Raw genomic sequence first — 23,379 nt, 5'->3', positions numbered from 1 at the left:
TGAATAAGAGAAGAGCCCTCTGACGGCTATTATGCCGCCAGAGGGCTCTTCTCTTTGCTCCCCCTTATCTTCCCCCTGTCAGATGCTAATCACGCTTGAAATACCGCAATAGAAACCCGTGGAACAGCTTAGCCACAAGCGGCAGCTTCTCGTTGCTTCGATGCACCAAGCCGATCGTCCTTGTAACCGCAGGCTTCGAGATACGAACCTTGGCAGGCTGCAGAAGTCCGGATTGATGCAGCGCCAGCTCCGGCAGCAGGCTCACGCCCATGCCAGCGGCGACAAGTCCTCTGATCGTATCGGTCTCCTCGCCTTCGAATCCGATCTTCGGCTCGAATCCCGCCTCCTGGCAGGCTTCCCATACGATCGGTCTGAGTGAATAGCCTTCGCTGAATATGACGAACGTCTCATCCTTCAGCTGAGCAAGCTCAATCGCATCCTCGCCCGACAAATGATGACCAGGCGGCAATATCGCATACAGCTCTTCCGTCAGGAGCACCTCTCCGCATACATGCTCATTTTCTTTCGGGTAAGGGGAAATAAACGCAAGATCGATCTCCCCCTTGACGAGATCGCGAATAAGCGAAGGGTACATGCCTTGCTTGAACCGAAACTTCACGTTCGGATGAAGCTTGCGGAACGCCGCGACCACTTGAGGAATCAGCGTATTGCCAAGACTATGCGGGAAGCCGAGCCTAATCTCACCCTTCTCCGGATCCAGAAATTCATGAACCTCGATAACGGCACGCTCCAGATCAGACAATATCACTTCGGCTCTCTTCAGAAACAGCGCACCGGCAGGCGTCAATTGCAGATTTCTGCCCTTCTGGACAAACAGCTTGACGCCAAGCTCCTCCTCCAGCTGGTGAATCTGGCGGCTGACAGCCGACTGGGCCACATGAAGCTCTTCCGCAGCTTGCGTGACATGTTCTTTCCGTGCGACTTTAACAAAATAATAAAGCTGTCGAAGTTCCATATGCTTTCGATTCTCTCCCGTAATCAACCTTTATGTTGATCTTAATTATTCGCCATTTATTGGACAAGCGTATTTCATTGCGATTATAATGATCACGTATCGTACAATCCATTCCAAGGAGGAAATATAACATGACACAACTTCAAGAACGCACAGGCGTTGCTACATTCAAGGGCAACCCGCTTACATTGATTGGACCTGAACTGAAAGCAGGAGACAAGGCTCCGGACTTCTCCCTTAACAAATCCCTGGTGGAATCCGTTAGCCTGAGCGATTATGCAGGCAAAGTAAAACTGATTTCCGTTGTTCCATCCATCGACACAGGCGTATGCGACGCGCAGACTCGCCGCTTCAACGAAGCTGCAGCCGCTCTGGGCGACAATGTCGTCGTACTGACAGTTAGCGCAGACCTTCCGTTCGCACAAGCTCGCTGGTGCGGAGCAGCAGGCGTAGACAAAGTCGTCATGCTGTCCGACTACAAGAACAATAGCTTCGGAGAAGCGTATGGCGTCCTGATTAAAGAATTTGCTCTCGATATGCGCTCCATCTTCGTTATTGACGGCGACAACACGCTCCGTTACGTCGAATACCTACCTGAAATGACCGAGCATCCGAACTACGAGCAAGCAATCGAAGCTGCCAAAGCTTTGGTCTAAAATGGAATGAACAGCCGATGCATTCCATCGGCTGACTGCAAACAAAGCGAGTGAAGGACATCCCTTCCTCGCTTTGTTTATGTATTAGCTATTTACCTTAAAAGCTCCAAGCTTCTTGTCCAAGACTCGATAGATTTCCATAATGACGCGATAGTTGGAGCCGAGATCCCCCAAGGAGCCCCGGGAAGCGGAATAGACATCAACCGCAGATGTTAGCGGATTCACGCTGATGACTGAAACGGTAATGTCCATCGATCTACCGAACACTGTACGTTTCTCCATCACAATCTCTCCGACGGATTGCACTTCATGTAATACCTTGTAGCCTTGCATCTTCTTCAGAGTAGATAACACTTCTTCCCACGCCTTGTCCTTCGAAAGCTTGTAGAAGTGCGATTTCAGCAATGGATCCTTCGCTTTGTCGCCTGTCTGTTCATGACTGCGCAGCAGCCCGATTAAGGTCCGCTTCAACAACAAGAATCTCCCCCTCTAGCGTCTATATACATTACTTCTAATCATAACATGTTTTTAGATATGAAAAAAGAGCTTTCGTCGGATTTAACCGACTAATCGCTCTTCATTGTCATAAAAAACCCGCCTATGCCGTCCGACCCGCATGTTTCTGAACCCGCTCTCGCAGGTGGGTGTCCGCAGCAATGCTTTTGAGATCCCCTTTTGAGGGCGTGTCAGCTGCAAAGCAATGTAGGTCTCCCGTGAAACAGCCATTGGTTCAAAACAACGAAGAGCCGTTACGAACATCGCAGGATGTATAGCTATTATAGACCGAACTTCATAAAAAGTAAACGCAGATGCTCCAATTATTTATTGGAATCATTCGGATTGTCCTTGAGCAGTTCTTCGCGGTTCATCTCAGCAGCCTCTTCAGCTGCTTCTTCCTCGGACTGCTTTAGTTTCTCCGCTTGCTCCTGCAGCTTGATATAGATTAGATTGAAGTTCCAGAATGCGACAAACGCGACAATGCTGCCCATAAAGAACGGAATCAGGAATGTCAGGTGGAACAAGCTGATATAAATGACGAGACCGCACATCATGACCGTCGACAGCGAACGAATCGGCTTGCCGATCGTAATCAGAATCGCATTTTTAACCAATTGAAACGTTTTCATGTGGTAATGCACGAGCATCGAGAAATAATTGAATAAGGAAGCAAAAAGCAAGGCCAGGAATGCCAAGAAAATATAAGACGCAATGGCCATCTGATCTCTATAGAAGAAATAGTTGACGACCATCAATACGATCAGAATCGTGTAGATGAACCCGCCTATCATGCTTTGTTTGTAGTTCTCTTTGTAGCCTCGGAAATACGTTTTGAATAGTGCGACATCGGACTCTCCCGTTACCCACTTGCGAGCGACTGCGAACATGGCAGCTGTCGCCGGGAACAACGTGAAAGGTGCAACTATACTGGTTAGAAGAATGGGCTGCACCAGATAAGGCAGAACGCCATTTTCCGTAAGCATTTCTTCCGTAATTCCTTGCGGATATACAAAAACAAACGAAAAAACTAGAAACACAAATGGCAGCGAACAAATAATCCATAATAGATTAATGACCGCCAGCCTCATGATCCATTCGGAGATTCGGTAGAATCCCCCCATAAGTCCTCTTGGTTCCATCAGATCTGCCTCCACAGTAAGTGAGTGTCTTGCCGTTGCTGACAGGGGTCATTGGACCGCCCAAATTTGGAGGCTATAGGCCTCCGTCTAATCCACTTGGACGTTATTGCATAGGATGTTAGTGTTAACCCATTCAGATGATTAAAAGGAGGTTGCTACAATGGGCAACGTTGGTCCTGGTTATGCAGGTGGCTATGGCGGTTATAATTCCGTAGGTGCCATTCTCGTTTTGTTTATCCTTTTGGTTATCATTTCCAAAACAATCCTATGCTACTAAGCACTAAGCCGAGATAAAAAGAACGGGGAAGTCTGAGATGCCCGCAAGGCATCACGGACTTTCCCCGCTTTTTGTCGCGTATTAGTTGTCCTCGGACGAGCTCTTCGGACGACGATAGTCGCTGCGACCTTCGCTGCTGCGCTTGTTGTAGCTGCTGCCGCCGCCGCTGTATCCGCCGCTGCTGCGATTCTCGCCGCCACGGTAACCACCGCCACTGCCGCTGCTGCCGCGTCTGTCATCACGTCCGCGATATCCGCCGCCGCCACTGCGGTTGCCGCCGTAAGAGCTGCCGCCGCCGCTGCGGTTGAACGGACGACCGTTGGAACGGATGTCCGGTCTGCGTTTTTTCGCGCGAAGCGGCTCTTCTGGCGTCAATTCGATTTCGATGTTCTTCTTCTCGCCAGTAAGCAACTTCATCGTTGCTGCAAGCAGATGAACGGAATCGAATTGCTCCAGCAATTGAATCGCAATCGCTTTGTACTCGTTGAACTCTTCGTTCTGTACCACTTCAAGCACGCGCTCTGCTGTCACGCGTTGCTTGCCTTCGATTGCTTCCGCCAAGCTAGGCAGCGGCTTGCGGTTCATGCGTTGGCGCGTAATGCGCTCGATGAAATGCAAATGATCGATTTCACGAGGCGTTACGAACGACCAAGCTGTACCCTCTTTGCCTGCGCGTCCTGTACGTCCGATACGGTGAACGTAGCTCTCCGGATCCTGCGGCAGGTCAAAGTTGATAACATGCGTCACGCCTGATACATCGAGGCCGCGAGCCGCAACGTCTGTTGCAACCAGCACATCAATGCTGCCGTCGCGGAACTTGCGCATAACATTGTCGCGCTGATTCTGCGACAGATCGCCATGAAGGCCGTCAGCCGAATATCCGCGTTTTTGAAGCGCTTCGCTCAGCTCGTCTACGCGGCGCTTCGTACGTCCGAAGATGATCGCAAGCTCTGGAGATTCCATATCCAGCAAGCGGCTGAGCGCTTCGAACTTCTGGCGCTCATGCACTTCAATGTACGATTGCTCAATCGAAGGTGCTGTTACTTGTTTCGGGATTACCGATACATGCTCAGGGTCCTTCAGGAATTGCTGGGCAAGCTTCTGGATGTTGACCGGCATGGTAGCCGAGAACAGCATCGTTTGACGCTCATCAGGAACCAGCTTCAGGATGGACTGGATGTCCTCCATAAAGCCCATGTCCAGCATCTCATCCGCTTCGTCGAGCACGACTGTCTGAACGTCTTCCAGACGAATCGTCTTGCGGTTGATGTGGTCAAGCAAACGTCCTGGCGTACCAATAATAATTTGCGGGCGTTTCTTCAGCGCGCGAATCTGACGGCCGATCTCTTGGCCGCCGTAAATTGGCAGCGAGCGCAAGCCTTTGTATCGAGTAAGCTTCCCGATCTCCTCCGCCACTTGAATAGCGAGCTCACGGGTCGGCGTCATAATCAATGCGACAATGCGATCCTCGCTTGTCGGAATTTTGTTAATTAGCGGGATTCCGAACGCCGCTGTTTTTCCCGTACCGGTCTGGGCTTGGCCAATCAAATCTCTGCCTGTCATAGCCACTGGGATGGATTGAGTCTGAATCGGTGTCGATTCCTCGAATCCAAGTTCCGTAATTGCTTGCAACACTTTAGGTTCCAAGCCAAATTCAGCAAATGTTTTCAAACTTTTCTCATACTCCTTCTATCTACAGCCTTCTTAAGAATATCCAAACCATTATAGCACAACTTAGAAGATGAATACCAGCCAACGTTGGAAAGCCATACTAATGCAACGACAATTACGGTTTGGAGCGATTGGATTGAATCATTACAAACAGCGCTACTTGCTGGCCTTGCCTATGATGACCCTAGGCTCTCTGCTCGTAGCTACAGGCTTTAATTTGTTTCTTATCCCCCATCAATTATTAAGCGGCGGCTTATCCGGCATTTCTATGATGATCGGCTACATAACTGGCGGAAATATCGGCTGGCTGTATCTAGTCCTTAATTTGCCCGTCTTAATCTGGGGATGGTTCGCGCTGGGCAGACGCTTCGTCCTGTGGAGCATGTATTCCGTTGCCTTGGCCACTTTGTTCCTGCAGCTTGTCCCCGTGACCCAAGTAGCCGATGATATTCTGCTCGGTGCCGTATTCGGCGGGATCATCGTCGGCTTCGGAAGCGGCCTGGCTCTTCGTTACGGCGGCTCCTCCGGCGGTTTCGATATTGTCGCCTCGATCGTTACCCGCAAGCGCGATCTGCCTATCGGTATGATCATTTTCCTGCTTAACGGACTAGTCATCATCATTCTCATCTTGTTTTTGGGGGATTGGGACCTTGCTCTGTACTCCTTGTTCGCCATCTTTACCGCTGGCAAAGTGATCGATCTCATTCACGTCAAGCATCTGAAAGTAACGGCCTTTATTGTTACGACCAAAACGGAAGAAATATTGGCCAGGCTGCTACCCCATCCGCGCGGCATAACCATTGTACGGACCCGCGGGGCATATTCCTCCAGTGACAAGGACATGCTGATGACCGTTCGAACCAAATTCGAGCTTGCCGAATTATGCAAAACCATAACCACCATAGATCCGCATGCGTTCATCAATATCGTGGAGACCGCGGGCGTTGTCGGCGACTTCAGACGGCATGAGTCCAGTTGAACTACGCAAGAATGGAATTTCCCAGTGATAACTATGTTTTTGAAAATGTTCCTGTTATAATGGAAATATCCCGCAGCTTATCGCGGGCATTCGTTTAACGGCAGCTTTTTTCGTTGCTCGAACGCCCCTGAAGTTTCATGCCATAGGTTTTCCCCCTGTCGCTTTCTAGTTCATCACAATTAGGATGAAAGGGTGAGGCTAAGATGGATATGGAAACGGTCAAATTGTCACAGATTGTAGAAAGACTTGCCCCAGAGCTCAGTCCTTTTCTTACATCCCGCGAGCTGGACCTCACAATCGTGCTTAGGGATGGTCTGGAAGTGCTGGAGCCCGCTGACGCTATGGAAATTGTGCAGCACAGCATATGCAATGGGCAGAAACAAACTTTGTTACAATGACAGTTTAGTTCGGGAAGTACGCTTTCAACCCGCAAGCCAGCCGACCCAAGTTTCGGCTGGCTTTTTGTTCGGCCCATATTCAGAAAAAAGTTTATGATTCCTCTGTAAGTGGTAAAAAAGGGGGATGACCGGGACAACTTCTGTGGCTTATACTTTGGTATGAACCGCCTCATCAGATCAGACCGCAAGGAGAGAGCATAATGGACATAATCGTAACGGCCTTCATGTTATTGTATAGTTTGCTGACAGGATCAGGTGAAGACAGCGCAAATGCTCAAAAACTTGCCGTAGCTTACCTAAACGCCGCAGCCGGAGAAACAATCGTGCAACCGGATTCTTCCGGATTGCCGGGCGGGAAACCAAGCGATCCGGATGGCGCCATCGTCAAGAAGGACCCTCAACCGGATACACCGCCAATCAAAGGCATCTACGTCACCGCACACAGCGCCGGCGGTTCGCGCATGGAGTCGCTCTTGAAACTGGTTGACGAGACCGATCTTAACAGCATGGTCATTGATATCAAAGACGACAACGGCTATATTACGTACCCTACTACGACGCCAGAGCTTCTTGAAGTCGGCACTGCCAAAAAATTCATCGGCAATATTGAGGAATTGATGACCAAGCTGAAGACGCACGATATCTACCCAATCGCCAGAATCGTCGTATTCAAGGATACCGTTCTATCCGTCAAACGCCCCGATCTGTCGTTTCTTCAACCGGACGGGACGATCTGGAAGAACGGCCGAGGCGAGAGCTTCGTCAATCCTTACCGCCAAGAAGTGTGGGATTACAATATTGCGCTCGCGAAGGAAGCCGCAAAGCTCGGCTTCAAGGAAATCCAGTTTGACTACGTCAGATTTCCGGAAGGCTTCGAGAATAGAGCGGATACGCTCACGTTCAACAAAACGGAGCTGTCCCGCGTCGATGCGGTAGCAGGCTTCGTGAAATACGCGCGCGAGCAGCTTGAGCCTCTTGGCGTACGCGTATCCATTGATATATTCGGCTACGCGGCGTCCGTGCCTTCCGCAGAAGGAATCGGTCAGGATTTCGTGAAGATCTCGAATGACGTGCATGTCATCTCGCCTATGATCTATCCGAGCCATTACAGCACCGGATGGTTTAAGCAGAAAGCGCCCGATCTCAGTCCATACGAAACGATCAAAGGCGCAATGGACGATACGCACGAAAAGCTGAAGGAAACCGGCGAGCTGAAGCCGATTATCCGCCCTTGGATACAAGACTTCACAGCCAGCTGGCTAGGCAAAGGCAATTACAAAAAATACGGAAAAACCGAGGTCGAAGCCCAGATTAAGGCACTCCACGACTCCGGAGTCAACGAGTACCTGCTCTGGAATGCAGGCAACAAATACTCGCCAGGTGTCGATTACAAGTAGACGAATAAGCACAACAATAAGGCGCTCCCGATTGAATGTTCAATCGGGAGCGCCTTTTGTGATGACTGAATGCAGGATGTCCGTGCCGATCAGCTTCTATTATTGCGAGAGACGAAGCGCCAGATCATACATATTCATATCAAAAGGTTTCTTCGTATTAACAACTTCTTCAATATCCGTTGTGACCAGCTCGCCCCTCACTACGCCGCATGATTTGCCGGAGTTGCCTTCAATCAGCTGTCTCACGGCGAAATCACCCAGTCTGCTTGCCAGAATACGGTCGGCAGCCGTCGGTGTGCCGCCGCGCTGAATATGGCCCAGTACGGTAACTCTTGCTTCAATACCGCTGATTTCGGTAATTTTTTGCGATACGTCCTCGCCCTTTGCCGCACCCTCAGCTACAACGATAATGCTATGGCGTTTGCCGTTCGCAAAGTTTGTTTTCATCCGTTCTGCCACTTCGTTCAGATCGAATGGCACTTCCGGCACGAGAATCGTCTCAGCGCCGCTGGCAAGTCCCGCGTAAAGCGCGATGTCGCCGCAATGGCGTCCCATTACTTCAACGATCGAAGAACGCTCATGGGAAGACATCGTATCACGGATTTTGTTGATCGCATCCACGACTATGCTTACCGCGGTATCGAAGCCGATCGTCACATCCGTGAACGGGATATCATTGTCGATTGTGCCCGGCAGAGCCATCGTCTTGATGCCCAGCTTGCTCAGCTTGTTCGCGCCATGGTAGGAACCATCTCCGCCAATAACGACCAAGCCTTCAATTCCGCGTGCACGCAGAATATCAGCGCCGCGCTGCTGGCCTTCCGGTGTCAGAAATTCCTTGCAGCGTGCAGTTTGAAGGATCGTGCCTCCGCGCTGTATGATATCGCCTACGCTGCGCAAATCCATCGGACGCAAATCATCGTTCAGCAAGCCTTGATAGCCGCGCTGTACGCCATATACCTCCAACCCGTGAAACAATGCGCTGCGAACGACGGCACGTACGGCTGCGTTCATTCCTTGCGAGTCTCCCCCGCTCGTCAATACTGCGATAGATTTAACTGCAGTCATGATTAACTCCTCCACATTTACGTAGTATTAAGCTTGCTGCTTGCGAATCCACATGCTATTGATGAGAAAAAACAGTCGGGTTAGCGGACTGTTCTTCATAAGCTGCTTTGACACGTCCTTCACTTCGGTCTGGTTGCGGACCTTCGGATCGGACAGGTAAAGCGCCAATAACCCTTCAATAATCAATTGGTGGAAGCGGGATCCAGGGAGCGATTTGACATCTTCCCTTGCCCTGCCCACAATAAGGCCGATTCGCTCGACCATGAGGCTCTTATCCTCGTAATAGTTGCAAAAGTTTAGATCGCCGCCTATGTGGTCTTCTTCTTGATCGATCAAATAATCAAGCATGATATGTAGACCGCATACATGCGGGAAATAAATATGCCGGATGCTCTCGGCGTCCTTCTCGGACAAGCGTTCCTCGCTTGCGGCGAGAAACAGCATAAACATGCCGAGTGTCGAACCGGTAGCCGCAGCGAATTCATTCCACTTAAGATGAGGATACTTATGCTGGTGCAGCTCCCACCAGGCCAGCAATTGAGGCTCGCGCAGATCCTTGCGGATATGCTTGTACACCTGTAAATCGCCGTACAGTCCTACCAATTCCTCCACATGAACGCGCACATTCTCGTAGGAAGGCAGCTTCGCTACTTGTATCTGGCATGTGCGGACCAAATGATGCAGATAGCCTCCATCATCTTTTTCCTCGCGAAGCGCGTAATAATCCTTCAACTCCGCATTCGGGTTGACGGCATCCAGCATCGACTGATGAAGCAAACGAAAATCGTCTGCATCCAGAGACGTGCTGCGATCGCAAAGGTTGTCCAAATAATCGCTAATGGTTTGCAGCGCCACAATAAGCGGAATGAGCACATCGCGATACTCCAAATTCGCCGCCGCATACACGCCGCCGCCTTGGCAGTGAAATTTCTTGTCGTGCATGCTGCTCAGCGCTTGCGTCCGCAGCTCTTCATTCGGTATGGCCTCGGCGAGCGCCTTCAGCTTGTCGAGCTCTGCCCCAACGCCGGGCAATACATATTTATACACGCGATGCATCAGCTTAATGGGACCTTTGGGCGCTCTTCCGCCCGATAAAGTCGTAAGTCTCACTTCGCACCCCCTTGCGAGAAAGTTCCGTCATGAATGCCGGCGCGATTCCAATTCCTGATTCATCCGATACCATATCTGCAAATCGTTGATACGGCTTGCTTGTTCTGCAATCTCGTAATTGAGCACGCATGAACGCTTGAAATCATCTTCTTCGTTAAGCTCCGATTGCTTGCCGTTGATCGTACGCTCCAGCTCCATGATCAGATCCGGAATTCGTCCGCGGATCAACTCCCATCTTTCAATCATATGGGATTGCTCATCTTCGCTGTACTGACCCCATTCCTTCTCAAGCGAAGGCAGGTGTATGCGAAGCCGATCGTTCCACACAAAATTGTATCCCGCCATTGTAAACCTCCACTCATAAATGTACCATTTTGCAGGGTAATAATCCAGCCACAATTGGTTGGGCAACCATGCTATACTGAATGGTAAACGTTTTATATTCAGAGACGGAGTGAAACTGCTGCCATGAATTCATCTGACACCGCTGCCGGCGGAATATCCCCTACAGCCCAAAAAGAAACGCTTGCGCTGCGTGCGTTCAGCTTCTCCACGTATTCGACCCAAGCGCTCATCATGTCCTTTATTCCGTTATACTTCTTATCCAAGGGATTCTCGGAGAGCCAGATCGGCATCATCTATTCTTCCGGTTTGTTCGTATCCATCTTCGCCAATATCATCACTGGACTTGCCAGCGATAAGTTTCAGACCATTCGAAAAATACTGATCGCACTGCTTTTCGGGCAGCTTGCCATGATTTCGCTGTTGTTCCCGCTCGAAAACTTCACGATGGTATGCGTCGTCATGGCCGCGTTCTATTTCTTCCAGACGCCGATGAACCCGCTGAGCGACAGTCTCATCCTGCTCTCCAGCCAATATACGGGGACGCCTTACGCTTTGATTCGGATATTCGGCTCGCTGGGATTCGCCCTCAGCGCTTACGGCTTCGGGCTGCTGCTTAAGGGCATCGGCTCGGAATGGACGATACTGGTGGCGCTTTGCACGGTATCGATCTCGATCATCCTAAGTCTGTTTATCAAAGACTATCGCGGAAGCACGCGAAAAATCGAGTTTGCCGGCTTCTTCAAGCTGCTGCGCCAGCGCAATGTCATGCTTTTCTTTATGCTTATCTTGCTTGTATCGACCGCACACCGCATGTATGAGAGCTTCCTGGCTGTTACGATGCGCCAGCTGGGCGCCAGCGACTCACTCATCGGACTCGCGCTGCTCATCTCGGCCTGCAGCGAAATTCCGATTTTGTTCCTGCTGGGCAAATATGGGCATAAATTTAAGGAGCTCCCGCTCCTGATCTTCGCATCGGTCATGTACGGGGTGCGCATGTGGCTCCTGAGCGAGATCGAGGATCCGCGCTGGATTGTCGCCACTCAGGCGATGCACAGCGTATCGTTCGGCGTCTACTTCTCCACCGCGCTGCGCTATATCTCGCAGCTGATTCCGAACGAATTCCGTGCCTCCGGCCAGGCCGTCTACACGGTCATCTGGACCGGAGTCGCCGGCCTCATCAGCGGCGTGCTTGGCGGCCTCGTCTATGAGCAGCTTGGACGCGTCGCGTTCTACCATATCGCGGCCGGCGTCGCGACTGCCGCCGCACTCGGCTTCCTGCTCTACTTCCTTAGCAAATATGGGAAGGAGTGAGGTTCGCGGGGGTGCGTGGTTACGTTGTAATCGTGTGCTCATATGAACTCCTTAAAGTGAGGGGGCCATGGCGGTCCTAGTAGCAAGTTAATTTAGATTTGACACTGAGTAGTAACTCTGAACACTAGCTTGATTAGGACTAAGTCGGTTAAACCGACTTAGTCCTGCTCAATCGGGCGCTCCCTCTCTTTTAAGTCGATTTGAACGACCTAATCCTTCGGAAACCAGCTTCGCCCTGCTATTAAGTCGGTTTGACCGACTTACTGCTCACTCGGACACTCGCTCCCTTTTAAGTCGATTTGAACGACCTAATCCCTCGGAAACCAGCTTTGCCCTGCTATTAAGTCGGTTTAACCGACTTATTCCTGCTCACTCGGGCGCTCCCTCTCTTTTAAGTCGATTTGAACGACCTAATCCCTCGGATACCGACTTTGCCCTGCTATTAAGTCGGTTTAACCGATTTATTCCTGTTCACTCGGGCGCTGGCCTATATTTTCTCATCTCATTAACTCAACTGCTGTTAAATTTCTCTCAATTTGGAGTCCGTTTTAGTCTATTTATAGCGTAGCACTATTTTAAAGGCGCACCCCGCTTCTACTTTTACACTCAAAACAATCCTGCTCACCTTAATTACGCACTACACATCTAACACATTAAAAGCAGCCTCAGCTTGGCCCTAACGTATTTGCCGCAATGCCCCCTCACTAAGCACATATTCATGAATTCTTTGGCTTAATGGGCGTGCTGGCTGTATGAGCTGTTTTTGCATTAGTGAAGCTACTGTTTTCATACTAAAATCACGTTTCTTCCCCAAACAGTCGCAAATATCGTTCAAGCGAAATGGTCGGTTCAATTGCGCGGCATACCGAATAATCTCACGCTCATAGAGTGTAAGCACTTCACTGCTGCTATATCTCCCAAGTAACTCATATACAAAACTTCTGCAAAAAGCCGACTTCTTATCGAGCTCATCCCAGCTAAACGGAACGTAGGCATATCCTTTCAACAACATGGATCGTACCCGGCTTTTTTCAAAATTAAACCGTTCCCTAGTTATCGTCTCAACATGAGCACTATATCCATCGCACTCAAAAGCGATGCAATACGGTAGATAAAACACATCAATAAACATGGTTACTCCGTTTGGACTTCTCATCTCGTATTCAAGCTCAATACCCTCGAAGCTGCGGAAAATTGGCCAAATCACCTCTCTAAGCAGCTTAATCGTTCCCGTCAAATCCCGCTCCAACATCTCCAGCCGTCTGGCACTCGCTTTACTCCGTTGATCCTCCAGGAAAATTGCAAATTTCTGTTCAAAGAACGCATCCATCTTCGATTGCCTACCTTTCTTATCCCATAACGCAAAGAAGCGCTGTCAGCCTCATACGAGACGAACAGCGCATTCTTTACGCAGGTGTATTCTTTTGATTCGATTGTATCCTGGTTGACGGAAGCAATCAATGTCGATTTTTCACAGACTGCTTCTCTGCATAATCTCTTTACGCCACAAAAAAGGAATCCACCTATTTCCAAACGAAATTATCTTTATAGAGCTTCACCAGACCATTCCTTTACTCATTCATAAGTTCAAGTGGTCCAGAGAGTAAGGAAATTAAGTATCGTCAGTTAGATGACAGTGAGTGCAATAAAACCGCCTAAACAGCCTGAAAACGAAACGCTATTAAAGAAGGTGAGAAAATGACAACGATTGGTTTGATCCGGCATGGCATCACAGACTGGAACGAGTGCAATCGAGCACAAGGCTGGACCGACATTCCTCTGAACGAAAGAGGATATAGTCAAGCGCAAGCCATCGCTCAGCGATTATCAGCCGAGCATTGGGATATCGTGTTCTCCAGCCCTCTGGCCAGAGCGCGTCAAACAGCGGAAGCTATACGCAAGGCCATACGCATCAACATAATTGAGCATGATGATCGGCTCAAGGAAATCAACTGCGGTCTAATCGAAGGTACAACCGAAGAAGATCGGCTGCGGCAATGGGGCGCAGATTGGCGATCGCAGGACCTAGGAATGGAGCCATACGCTGAAGTTGCGAAGCGGGGTATTACTTGGATTAATGAAATAAGCCACATCTATGCAAACAAACGAATCCTCGTCATCTCCCACGGCGCTTGGATCGGATTGACGCTTCAGCATCTATTGCCAGCCGAATATCCTTCCACCCATATCGATAATGCTTCCTTAACTTTGCTTTCACAGCAACATAACCAGTGGAGATGCACACTCTATAATTGTACCGATCATTTTTTAGAGAGCATCAACTAACAAACATGATAGCAACGGAGGTGAGAGCACGATGGTTAACGTAGCTCCAAAATATGCCTGCTCATTCCTATCCTCTGCTTTCTCGCCGCATGCGGCCATTCAGAACCGGACACCTCTGTCCCATCAGCAAAACAACTCTATTCATTCTATCCCGGCGACTTAAGTAAGGCCGACGAGATCCGGATTCGCAGCGGATCGACAGGAGAGCAGTATTGAGGAATTATTTATGCTTCCAGCCACCTCAAGCGGAAAATGACCTGCTCCATAACATAACAAAGGCTCCCTGATCACAGGGAGCCTTCTTCATACGATTAATTGTTGCTTGCATCCGACCGATAAACCTATAGTTTATGGACGTTGGCCGCCTGAGCGCCGCGGTTTCCCTCTGTAATATCGAATTCGACCGCCTGGCCTTCCTCCAGTGATTTAAAGCCTTCGCTTTGAATCGCGGAGAAATGGACAAAAACGTCTTCCCCGTCCTCCACTTGGATGAAACCGTAGCCTTTTTCTGCGTTAAACCATTTTACTGTACCTTTCAACGTTCATGACCTCCTAAATGTTCGGCTGATTGCATCAGCGTGAGATCATTATACCGAGTCGAATTTCAAATTGCAATTTCAGTAAAAAGTGGGGCGATTATGGGTTCTTCACAATATGAAGCATGCGGTCGGAGCCTGGGATAAACGGCAATCCCGATTCACGAATTTCCGGTGTTCCTCCGGCTTTCCGCACAACCTCCATTAATTCGTCCAGCTGCTCATAAGGCTCCCATTTCAACGACATTAAGGGATATACACGAATGGTACCGCCAGGCCTGCATACACGCATCAGCTCGCGAATGGACGCTTCGTGGAATGCATAACCGAATTGCTCCGCATACAAAAAGAGAAAATGACTGCAAAGCACTAAAGAAAAATGGTTATTGTCAAAAGGCAGCTCCGGCAACGATCCGCCGATATAGCGGTATTCTCCTTCAGCCGCTGCCACATGTTCGGCAAATAGCATAAGCGACTTTTCTCTGCCGCTGCGATGGTTCTCCAGCGAACCGTAATAACCCCAGTCAAATCGATCCCTGAGACCGTCCAGCTTGGCTGTAGATGCCTCGATCTCCCCACGCGCCTCTTCTACCCATGCTCTTATGTCACCTGAATATCGGGGATCAGCAGCCATCGCGTCGTACCCTTTTTTTCTGGCCTCCGCCGTAAAAGATGAACCGCCGCCTGCGACATCCAATATGGATCCTGCAGCAAGCTCCTCATCCTTCAATTGAAACATGGCCCGGTACTCATCGAATCCTCTGCACGTCATGGCGACGCCTACTTGCTCATAAAACGTGTTTGACATGTTCATCTCTCCTCATCTCGTCTCGTCTCTTCTGATCTCGGCTCGCGCAAAACTGCGCTGGAATGATGGCATCTCAGCCGCTTCGTGTTGCTTAGCGTCTTCATAATGGCTATCATGGTAACTATACCATAATTAACTTAGGTGAAGGTGGAAAAATTTATGTTTAAAAAACATCAAATCTACAAACAGGACAACTATAATATGCTGACCGTTGAGGTTCAAGGCAAAACCCTGATCGTTCGTGAGATATCCGATCAATGGGGCGAGGAATGCCATACATTCGTCGGCCGTCCGGAGATGATGCATTGGGCTGAAAATCGTTTCCGTGCGGAAAAATTCGAAGGCAGGGAAGAAGAATTGAAGGCGATCATGGACGCTTTTCGCGAAGTGTAAGCCGACTCCAATTGCCGTGCATGCTGGTTTTTCCTGCAAATAAAAGGGATTTGAATCAGCGGCAGCGAACATAACGTTACACCCGCACGCATAGAAACGTTTAGGAGGCAATTCGAATTAATATGGATCCAATGACATCTTCCGTCGTCTTTATTATCGCGTCATTTTCCCTCGGGGCCGTCATCATCATGAAGCGGGATACCTTGCCGCCCAAGATGCGCCGAGGATTGGCGCTAGTCTCCATCGCCATGATTGCGTTCGCTTTTTTCCTCATCGTGTACAGCTTGTTCACAATGGGCGCGGACGCCACTTAGGTTTTGACGTAATTGGCATAACTTTCATCTTGGCAGGGCATAGTATGGGCAAACTGTGTCTCGCGAGGTGATCATAGCATGAAATGGCTTCCCCTGCTGCTTGCGCTTTCCTTAACCCAGGGCGCTGCAGCCCAACCGGCAATTCCGAAGGAAGCCGGTCATAAGCAATCCATCCCATCTATCTCAAGGAGGAATACGATGAATCACGTACCGAAACGTTCCGAGACTGCGGTCGAAACCCGTTGGAAGCTGGAAGATTTGTTCGCCAATCAATCATCCTGGGATCAAGAATACGCCAAGGCAAAAGACTTGATCAAAAAAGCAGACCAATTCCAAGGCAAGCTGAGCGATCCTGCCCAGCTTAAGGCTTGTTTCGAACTGGAAGACGAGTTATCCCTCCATGTCGAGCGTCTTTATGTATACGCCAACATGCGCCATCACGAAGATACTGCGGAACCCGGCAACCAGGCTCTTTCCGACAAGTCCAAAAAATTGAGCGTAGAGACCGGCGAAGCGTTGTCGTTCGTAACACCCGAGGTGCTGAGCCTCTCCGACAGCGAGCTGGATGCGATGATCAACAACGAATCGCTTGCCAAGTACCGCCACACGCTTGAAGAGATGAGACGGCAGAAAGCCCATATATTGTCCAAAAACGAAGAAGCGCTTATGGCTCAGGTTGGCAATATCAGCTCTGCGCCCGGCACGATCTTCGGCATGCTGAATAATGCGGATTTGAAGTTCCCTAAAGTGAAAAACGAAGCAGGGGAAGAAGTTGAGCTGTCGCATGGTCGCTACATTCAGTTTCTGGAGAGCAAAAACCGCGATGTGCGCCGCGAAGCGTTCAAAGCGATGTACGATACATACGGCAAGCTGAAAAATACGATGGCTTCCACACTGAACGCCAACGTCAACAAAAATGTTTTTTACGCCAAAGCGCGCAAATATGACTCTGTACTCGGCATGTCGCTGTACGGCGACAACATTCCGAAGGAAGTGTATACGAATCTAATCGATACGATCCATAAGCATCTTCCGCTTATGCACCGATATATGGAGCTTCGCAAACGGCTGCTTGGTCTCGATGAGCTGCATATGTACGATTTGTTCGCCCCGCTCGTCGAGGAGTTCGATATGGAAATCAGCTTCGATGAAGCGAAGAAAACGATCAGCGAAAGCTTGAAGCCGCTCGGTGAGGACTATCTGAACGTCTTGCAGGAGGGCTTTGACAAAGGCTGGATCGATGTCTATGAAAATGAAGGCAAGCGGAGCGGCGCATACAGCTGGGGAGCATACGGTACGCATCCGTACGTACTGCTGAACCATAAGGACAATCTGAACAGCATGTTCACGCTGACGCATGAGATGGGCCATGCCCTTCACTCGTATTACTCCGATACGAATCAGAACTATCGCGATGCTCAGTATACGATCTTCTTGGCGGAGGTTGCATCTACGCTGAATGAAGCGTTGCTGATGGATTATTTGCTCGGGAAGTCAACAGATGCGAAGGAAAAAATGTACCTGCTCACTTACTACGCGGACCAATTCCGTACGACAGTCTTCCGCCAGACGATGTTTGCCGAGTTCGAGAAGATCGTCCATGAACGCACGGAAGCGGGCGAGTCGCTGACGCCTCAGGAATTGAGCAAAATTTATTATGATCTAAACAAGCTGTATTACGGCCCTGGCATGGTCGTAGACCAGGATATCGAGATGGAGTGGGCGCGTATCCCTCACTTCTACACCAGCTTTTATGTGTACAAATACGCGACCGGCTTCTCTGCGGCTACCAGCTTCTCCAAGCAAATTTTGGACGAAGGCGAGCCAGCGGTTGAACGCTATCTTGGCTTCCTCAAGAGCGGCGGCAGCGACTTCTCGATTAACATCCTGAAGAAAGCCGGCGTCGATATGTCTTCTCCTGAGCCAATCGAGCAGGCAATGAGCGTCTTCGAAGAGCTGATTGCTCAGATGGAGCAGCTTACGAGCAACAGAGCGAAGTAATGAGATGATCCCGAGAAGACGGCTTGCCAATATGAGTCGTTGACGATGCATACTCTAAAGAAGACTTTCATATCCGCATATTTGCGGATGTGGAGGTCTTTTTGTGTGGGGTTTTGTGCAAGCATTGAGCCGAAGCTTTAATTTGCGAAGCATACAGCCAGAGCAATACATTTGGAGAGAGAAGCGTTGATTACAGTAAGCTTTTTCTTGCGTTTATCCTAAGCTTGGGGGTACTTCGACGTTCATAGCGGAGTGTATCATACAACGTTATTTTGCACCTGACTGCGCAATTGGTAATTTAGTGATGCTGTACGACATTAATTCACCAAAAACGAAAAAAATGACAATTTAGCAGTATCACACAACACTATTTCGTCCCTAACTGCGCAATTGATAAATTAGTGGTGCTATACAACGCTAATTCACCCAAAACGACGAAAATGACAATTTAGCAGTATCACACAACATTATTTCGTCCCTAACTGCGCAATTGATAAATTAGTGGTGCCATACAACGCTAACTCGCCCAAGCCAAGTTTAATGTTTGGTTGGTCCATTACGTCTACAAACCTGAGACGCCGCTGACCTTTGCACATCATGCCAATTGAGCAAAAAAAAACGGCTTCTCCACGCAGGCACATCTATCATGTGCCAGCGGGAGAAGCCGCTTGTGTTAGAGGAGCTGGCCGATGGCTAAGGCCAGCAGGCCGGCGACGAGCGACGACAGGAGGTTCACCCTGTCGTTGTCCAGCGCGGCAAAGCCGCGTATGTGCCGGGTCGGGCTGCCGCAATGCCCGGTCCGCTCCGTCTCGCTGCCGCATACCTGGCAGCGGTACATGGCCTGGCCCGTCGCGCCGAGCAGCGAATCGGCGAAGGCGCCGGCCAGGCCGGCCGCGGCTGCTGCGGCGATCAATCCAGCCGCAGCGGCGCCGCTAAGTCCCGCAGCAGCCTCGCCAGGCTGCGGGACAGCCAGCAGCAGCGCTGCCACGGCGCCGATGAATGCGGCGCCGCCAAGCGCTGCTGCACTGCCGAGCGGCGTAACTCCGCCGCTCGTGCCGGTCGGGACCTGCTTGCCGCTCACGATCGATCGCGGCACAGAGCGGCTCAGCGCGCCGATCTCGGTCGCCCATGTATCGGCGTTGACCGAAGCCATGACTCCGATATATGCGAGCAGCCAGCCGTCATGAGGAAATAAAGCATGAAGGACGCAAAGCAAAAGGCCTGCTCCGCCGTTGGCCCATACTTGTCCCGCATCGCGTCGCCCGCTCTTGGCATATTTCGCCTCCGCATCCCGCTTGGACCTCGTATGGCGCTTCCACTTCGACCAAAAGGTTGACGAGATGAAAAATGCGATAAGCACGCCGAACCATACCGGCTCGCCTAAGGTGACAAAGCCAGTCCCCATCACCATCGCCGACCACGCTCCCGATCCAGACAATGAGCGAGCGCGGTAAGCTGCTGCGGCAGCGAGACCGCTGCCCAGCAGACCGATCAGCAGCCTCAGCCACCATTCATCGATAAATCCGACCATGTGCATCCCTTCATTCTACTTATTCGGCTTGAACCTGAACCATTTTTTCGAACCTTCCAGCATCCGTCTGCTCATTGACTTTGCCCCGGATTCCGATACCATATCACGCCAACGGTCAGGATAATTCGTACAGATCAGAAGATCGGGATCAAGCGCCGCCACCTTGCGCATATTGCGTTTGTCATTGACCGTCCATGCCATCGTCTGGATGCCGGCTTCATTCAACAGTGCCATTCTGGCCGGATTCAGCTTAGCATACCCGATCGATAAAAAATCCGACTTCAGCTCGCGAAGCTCTTGAAGAAGCGTATTGCGCCATCCGTCCAGTATGAGACCGAGTCGAACGTGATCCGACAGCTTGCGAAGCCGCTGAAGCGTTCCTGGATGAAAGGAGGTAAACACCACGTCTTCCTGCCTGCCGTATTCATAGACACGCTCCAGCACCTTCCCCTCGATCCCGGGATAACGAATGCCATCCGTCTTCAGCTCAATGTTCAGCTTCGCGCGGCCTGCCGACTCACGAAGCACTTCGTCCAGCGTAGGAATCGACTCTCCCTTGAACTTGGGAGAAAACCAGCTTCCCGCGTCCAGCGAAGCCAGCTCCGCTGCCGTCCAATCCCGCACCTCGCCTCTGCCGTTAGTTGTACGTCTCAGATTGTAATCATGGATGACGACAGGCACGGCATCTTTGCTTAACTGCACGTCCAGCTCGATCCAGGCCACCTCCGGGGCTTCAAGCGCCATTCGGAACGCCGCCATCGTATTCTCCGGCGCACGGCCGGACCAGCCCCGATGCGCAACGCACGGGTTATTCATGCAGGTCCCTTCCTTTCTCCGTTATCCTAACTCATGGTGTGTTCGCCGCAGTCTCTTGTTGGATGACGGAGCCTTCGGAATCCAGTGTGACCCCGAACGAAATCGAAGACAAGCGCTCAAGCAGCTGCTGCTTAGCCTCTCCTTCAAGAGGTGCAGGCTGCGATCCGATGACATTCATCGGATTGAATTTCAGCGTGCAATCCCCTGTCTTGTTGCAGACAGCATCCAATACGCCGGTGTCACCCTGCGGGCTTTTTGGATTGGTGGCATAGACGAAATTGCCCAGGCTGTACGCAATCCATTTTCCGTTATAATTCTCGAAGCCTTGCAGCACATGCGGATGGCTGCCAATGACGATATCAGCTCCAGCGTCTATATATTCCCTGGCATAACTCCGATGAAGGTTCTTCGGCTTATCTGCCGCATCCTCGCCCCAATGCACCATTACAATGACAAGATCTGCTTCTTCCTTCGCGCTGGCGATCGCTGCCACTGTTCTTGTAGTCTCATAGGTCTCCGCGATCCCCGGTGTATTGCGATCCGCCTTCAGATGTGTAAACGGGATTACTCCACTAACGCCAATATACGCAACTTTGAATCCTTTCGTTTCCATGATGTACGGGGCGAATGCTTCCGCATCGTTGTTACCGACACCCATATACCCTATGCCGGCTTCCTGCAGATGCTTCATCGTATCATGCATGCCTTCCAGCCCTTGATCCATCGCATGGTTGTTCGCCAGGCTCAGCACGTCGAATCCTGCATCGCGAATGGCAGGCAGTGCGTCAGGCGAGCCTTTATGCACATAGGGGGTTCCTTCAATCGGCGTCCCTCTTGTTGTAATCGGGAGCTCCAGATTGCCTGCCATAATATCCGGCTCGCTTAGATAAAACAAGACATTTTGATAAGGGAAATCATAGCCCTTCTCCAGCAGAATACGGTTAATATATTCACCCGGCATCATATCGCCTACAAACGACAAGCTGATCTGCTCGCTCTCCCCCTCAGTTCCTTCCTCAGCTGGCAGGCTGGCATCAGGCTCTTCCTGTCCATCTTCATCCGGGGTCAAGGAATCGTCAGGCTGATCAGTTGGGTCCGGGCCAGCCTCTCCGTCCTTATGCCCGCCTGGATCTGTCACAAGCACTTCCTCTTCGCCGCCAGGCCACGACAGCCAATCAGGCAAGCCAACCTTTGAGCCGAAGGTCAAGCCCAAGGCAGCTATTATAAGAAGCGTTCCTATTAAAACAATAGATATACGGAGCGTCCGCCGCCGCCGTTTCTCGCGCTGCACTTTCTCTTTTTGGCGCGATTCCGATCTGGATAATGTCATAGAATGCTCCTTATTCGATAGATCTCTCTACTAGATACTAGACTTCCTCATTATACCTTTTACCCGTGAGGAAGCGAAGAGAATCTGTCAAAAAAAAGAGCATGCCGTTGCAAGTTTTATTTCGTTGCCGAGTACAGCTCAATTGCCGCCTCTTTGCCTTGACGGATGCAATCCGGCAAGCCTACACCGTCGAAGGCCGCTCCCGTCACCCACACGCCGGGCAATTCCGCCTTCAAACGGCTGCGCAGAGACTGCATCTTCTCGATATGGCCGACTGGATATTGCGGCATCGATTGATGGAGTCTCGTAATTTCCGTAAACATCGGCTCGGCCGTAATGCCCATTGTCTCCCGAATATCCTTGCGCACCGCAGCAACCAGCAGATCATCAGGCAGCTTGACGCTTTCCTGATCCTCAGAATGGCCCACATAACAGCGCAGCAGCACCTTGTCTTCCGGACTAGTATGCAGCCATTTGCTTGACGTCCACGTGCAGGCAGTAATATGAAGACCTTCCGAACGAGGCACAACAAAGCCGGAGCCGTCGAAGTCAAGACCAAATGTTTTTTTGTCAAAAGCCATGACGACGTTTGCTACTGAAACGTAGCGAATATCCTTCAGCTCTGTGCATGCCACTAGCGGCTCAAGCAGCTTGGCAGCAGCGAAAGCGGGAGCCGTCACAACAATACGGTCCGCCTCCAGCGTCTCGCCGTCAGCCAGAGTCACCGCGTATCCGCTGCCGGACTTGGCAAGCTCCGTCACTTTGACGCCGAGTCTGCGCTCCGCTCCGCTAAGCGCCTCATCGAGCGCACGGACAAGCGTGGACAATCCTTGCTTGAACGTCAGGAACGTCGTTCCTTGCGCTTTTCCCTTCGCAGCGGCAGCCGTAACCTTCCGGTTATGCATCATTCCTTTAATTAAGCTGCCGTGCTTCCGCTCCGAATCACCGAATTGTGGGAAGGTGGCCTTTAAGCTCAATTTCTTCAAATCTCCCGCATAGATACCCGCCAGCAGCGGCTCGGCAATTCTTCGCATCACTTGCGTGCCGACCCGTCTTTCCAGAAAACCGCCCAGCGACTCGTCGCCCGGCGCAGGCTTTGCTGGCATGAACAAGTCCATCACCGCTCTCAGCTTGCCGCCCAGCGACAATAGGCTGGTCTTCATGAAGGGACCGATCTCTGTCGGTATGCCCAGCACCAGTCCCGGCGGCATGGCGTGCAGCTTCCGGTTGTGCATGATATAGGTCTTTTTGGCGGCGGGATTGGTTGCTGTTAGTTCATCTTCCAGCCCAAGCTCCTTCGCCAGATCAATGATGGCTTGCTTGCGCGCGAGGAAGGAATCCGGTCCCTTCTCGATGACAAAGCCGTCACGTTGCAGCGTATTGATTTTCCCACCAAGGACAGGAGCTTCATCCACGATGGTGAGATGAAGCTCCCGTCCTTGTCGCTCCGCTTCCCGCTGCAAATAAAAAGCGGAGCTCAGTCCGCTGATCCCCCCGCCAATAATGACAATTCGATCAATCGCTTCTGCACTCCGCATT

The 23,379-nt window shown here is 50.8% G+C and carries 24 protein-coding genes and 1 other RNA gene; 10 read left to right on the top strand and 15 right to left on the bottom strand.

From position 1 onward, the window contains the following. Positions 1–85: 85 nt before the first annotated feature. Positions 86–976 (bottom strand): glutamate biosynthesis transcriptional regulator GltC, encoded by an 891-nt coding sequence (gltC, locus tag D3P07_RS06210; protein WP_119799257.1) that lies wholly within the window; start codon positions 974–976, stop codon positions 86–88. Between the two features lie 131 nt (positions 977–1,107). Between gltC and tpx the strand changes: the two genes are divergently transcribed. Continuing rightward, complete coding sequence (gene tpx, locus D3P07_RS06205; RefSeq protein WP_119799255.1) at positions 1,108–1,632, top strand: thiol peroxidase; 525 nt, start codon at positions 1,108–1,110, stop codon at positions 1,630–1,632. Positions 1,633–1,716: 84 nt separating this feature from the next. On the opposite strand, the gene D3P07_RS06200 is transcribed toward tpx, so the two are convergent. From D3P07_RS06200 to D3P07_RS06190, 3 genes are all read right to left on the bottom strand, one after another. After that, positions 1,717–2,106 carry a DUF1499 domain-containing protein gene (locus D3P07_RS06200; RefSeq protein WP_119799253.1) on the bottom strand — a complete coding sequence of 130 codons (390 nt, stop codon included), beginning with the start codon at positions 2,104–2,106 and terminating at the stop codon, positions 1,717–1,719. Between the two features lie 113 nt (positions 2,107–2,219). Then, a non-coding RNA gene (gene ssrS / locus D3P07_RS06195) (6S RNA) lies at positions 2,220–2,402 on the bottom strand. Positions 2,403–2,450: 48 nt separating this feature from the next. Then, a complete protein-coding gene (locus D3P07_RS06190; RefSeq protein ID WP_119799251.1) occupies positions 2,451–3,269 on the bottom strand; it encodes a YesL family protein in 819 nt (272 codons plus the stop codon). Positions 3,270–3,429: 160 nt separating this feature from the next. On the opposite strand from D3P07_RS06190, the gene D3P07_RS27430 reads away from it, so the two are divergent. After that, positions 3,430–3,546, top strand: a complete 117-nt coding sequence (locus D3P07_RS27430) for a sporulation protein YjcZ (protein ID WP_119799249.1) — start codon at positions 3,430–3,432, stop codon at positions 3,544–3,546. A gap of 81 nt (positions 3,547–3,627) precedes the next feature. Here D3P07_RS27430 and cshA read toward each other — a convergent pair whose 3' ends face one another. Then, positions 3,628–5,217 carry a degradosome RNA helicase CshA gene (gene cshA, locus D3P07_RS06180; protein WP_119799247.1) on the bottom strand — a complete coding sequence of 530 codons (1,590 nt, stop codon included), beginning with the start codon at positions 5,215–5,217 and terminating at the stop codon, positions 3,628–3,630. Positions 5,218–5,392: 175 nt separating this feature from the next. On the opposite strand from cshA, the gene D3P07_RS06175 reads away from it, so the two are divergent. The 3 genes from D3P07_RS06175 to D3P07_RS06165 all read left to right on the top strand — a co-directional run bounded on the left by D3P07_RS06175 (position 5,393) and on the right by D3P07_RS06165 (position 7,991). Continuing rightward, on the top strand, positions 5,393–6,196 hold the full coding sequence (locus D3P07_RS06175) for a YitT family protein (RefSeq protein ID WP_119799984.1): 804 nt from the start codon (positions 5,393–5,395) through the stop codon (positions 6,194–6,196). A 203-nt stretch (positions 6,197–6,399) separates the two neighbouring features. Next, a complete protein-coding gene (locus tag D3P07_RS06170) occupies positions 6,400–6,594 on the top strand; it encodes a hypothetical protein (protein ID WP_119799245.1) in 195 nt (64 codons plus the stop codon). Positions 6,595–6,794: 200 nt separating this feature from the next. Continuing rightward, positions 6,795–7,991 carry a putative glycoside hydrolase gene (locus D3P07_RS06165; protein ID WP_119799244.1) on the top strand — a complete coding sequence of 399 codons (1,197 nt, stop codon included), beginning with the start codon at positions 6,795–6,797 and terminating at the stop codon, positions 7,989–7,991. A gap of 99 nt (positions 7,992–8,090) precedes the next feature. Here the strand turns inward: D3P07_RS06165 and pfkA are convergent, their stop codons facing one another. From pfkA to D3P07_RS06150, 3 genes are all read right to left on the bottom strand, one after another. Next, complete coding sequence (gene pfkA / locus D3P07_RS06160; protein WP_119799242.1) at positions 8,091–9,059, bottom strand: 6-phosphofructokinase; 969 nt, start codon at positions 9,057–9,059, stop codon at positions 8,091–8,093. Between the two features lie 27 nt (positions 9,060–9,086). Further along, complete coding sequence (locus D3P07_RS06155; RefSeq protein ID WP_119799983.1) at positions 9,087–10,115, bottom strand: tetraprenyl-beta-curcumene synthase family protein; 1,029 nt, start codon at positions 10,113–10,115, stop codon at positions 9,087–9,089. Positions 10,116–10,196: 81 nt separating this feature from the next. Further along, positions 10,197–10,514 carry a hypothetical protein gene (locus D3P07_RS06150; RefSeq protein ID WP_119799241.1) on the bottom strand — a complete coding sequence of 106 codons (318 nt, stop codon included), beginning with the start codon at positions 10,512–10,514 and terminating at the stop codon, positions 10,197–10,199. A 123-nt stretch (positions 10,515–10,637) separates the two neighbouring features. Here D3P07_RS06150 and D3P07_RS06145 point away from each other — a divergent pair, with 123 nt between their 5' ends. Beyond that, a complete protein-coding gene (locus D3P07_RS06145; RefSeq protein WP_119799240.1) occupies positions 10,638–11,825 on the top strand; it encodes an MFS transporter in 1,188 nt (395 codons plus the stop codon). Positions 11,826–12,501: 676 nt separating this feature from the next. Here D3P07_RS06145 and D3P07_RS06140 read toward each other — a convergent pair. After that, on the bottom strand, positions 12,502–13,155 hold the full coding sequence (locus D3P07_RS06140) for a hypothetical protein (RefSeq protein WP_119799239.1): 654 nt from the start codon (positions 13,153–13,155) through the stop codon (positions 12,502–12,504). 368 nt (positions 13,156–13,523) lie between these two features. Here D3P07_RS06140 and D3P07_RS06135 point away from each other — a divergent pair, with 368 nt between their 5' ends. Then, positions 13,524–14,111 (top strand): histidine phosphatase family protein, encoded by a 588-nt coding sequence (locus tag D3P07_RS06135; RefSeq protein WP_119799237.1) that lies wholly within the window; start codon positions 13,524–13,526, stop codon positions 14,109–14,111. A 341-nt stretch (positions 14,112–14,452) separates the two neighbouring features. Here the strand turns inward: D3P07_RS06135 and D3P07_RS06130 are convergent, their stop codons facing one another. Further along, a complete protein-coding gene (locus D3P07_RS06130; RefSeq protein WP_119799235.1) occupies positions 14,453–14,650 on the bottom strand; it encodes a cold-shock protein in 198 nt (65 codons plus the stop codon). 97 nt (positions 14,651–14,747) lie between these two features. Then, the gene (locus D3P07_RS06125) at positions 14,748–15,455 is read right to left on the bottom strand and encodes a class I SAM-dependent methyltransferase (RefSeq protein WP_119799234.1); all 708 of its coding nucleotides are present in this window, start codon (positions 15,453–15,455) and stop codon (positions 14,748–14,750) included. A gap of 159 nt (positions 15,456–15,614) precedes the next feature. On the opposite strand from D3P07_RS06125, the gene D3P07_RS06120 reads away from it, so the two are divergent. The 3 genes from D3P07_RS06120 to pepF all read left to right on the top strand — a co-directional run bounded on the left by D3P07_RS06120 (position 15,615) and on the right by pepF (position 18,163). Further along, entirely contained in the window at positions 15,615–15,848 is a 234-nt protein-coding gene (locus tag D3P07_RS06120) for a hypothetical protein (RefSeq protein WP_119799233.1), read from the top strand. A gap of 122 nt (positions 15,849–15,970) precedes the next feature. Continuing rightward, a complete protein-coding gene (locus D3P07_RS06115; protein WP_119799231.1) occupies positions 15,971–16,162 on the top strand; it encodes a hypothetical protein in 192 nt (63 codons plus the stop codon). 198 nt (positions 16,163–16,360) lie between these two features. Continuing rightward, the gene (pepF, locus tag D3P07_RS06110) at positions 16,361–18,163 is read left to right on the top strand and encodes an oligoendopeptidase F (RefSeq protein ID WP_259391416.1); all 1,803 of its coding nucleotides are present in this window, start codon (positions 16,361–16,363) and stop codon (positions 18,161–18,163) included. Between the two features lie 673 nt (positions 18,164–18,836). Here pepF and D3P07_RS06105 read toward each other — a convergent pair. From D3P07_RS06105 to hemY, 4 genes are all read right to left on the bottom strand, one after another. After that, complete coding sequence (locus D3P07_RS06105) at positions 18,837–19,694, bottom strand: DUF92 domain-containing protein (RefSeq protein WP_119799228.1); 858 nt, start codon at positions 19,692–19,694, stop codon at positions 18,837–18,839. A gap of 15 nt (positions 19,695–19,709) precedes the next feature. Continuing rightward, complete coding sequence (locus D3P07_RS06100; protein ID WP_119799227.1) at positions 19,710–20,510, bottom strand: glycerophosphodiester phosphodiesterase; 801 nt, start codon at positions 20,508–20,510, stop codon at positions 19,710–19,712. 31 nt (positions 20,511–20,541) lie between these two features. Next, positions 20,542–21,840 carry a CapA family protein gene (locus D3P07_RS06095; RefSeq protein ID WP_119799226.1) on the bottom strand — a complete coding sequence of 433 codons (1,299 nt, stop codon included), beginning with the start codon at positions 21,838–21,840 and terminating at the stop codon, positions 20,542–20,544. 116 nt (positions 21,841–21,956) lie between these two features. Then, complete coding sequence (hemY, locus tag D3P07_RS06090) at positions 21,957–23,378, bottom strand: protoporphyrinogen oxidase (RefSeq protein ID WP_119799224.1); 1,422 nt, start codon at positions 23,376–23,378, stop codon at positions 21,957–21,959. Between the last annotated feature and the right edge of the window lies 1 nt (position 23,379).

Origin of the sequence: Paenibacillus sp. 1011MAR3C5 (assembly GCF_003591485.1) — a bacterium.
Lineage (GTDB): Bacteria > Bacillota > Bacilli > Paenibacillales > Paenibacillaceae > Pristimantibacillus.
This window is presented reverse-complemented; position numbering and strand designations above follow the sequence as displayed.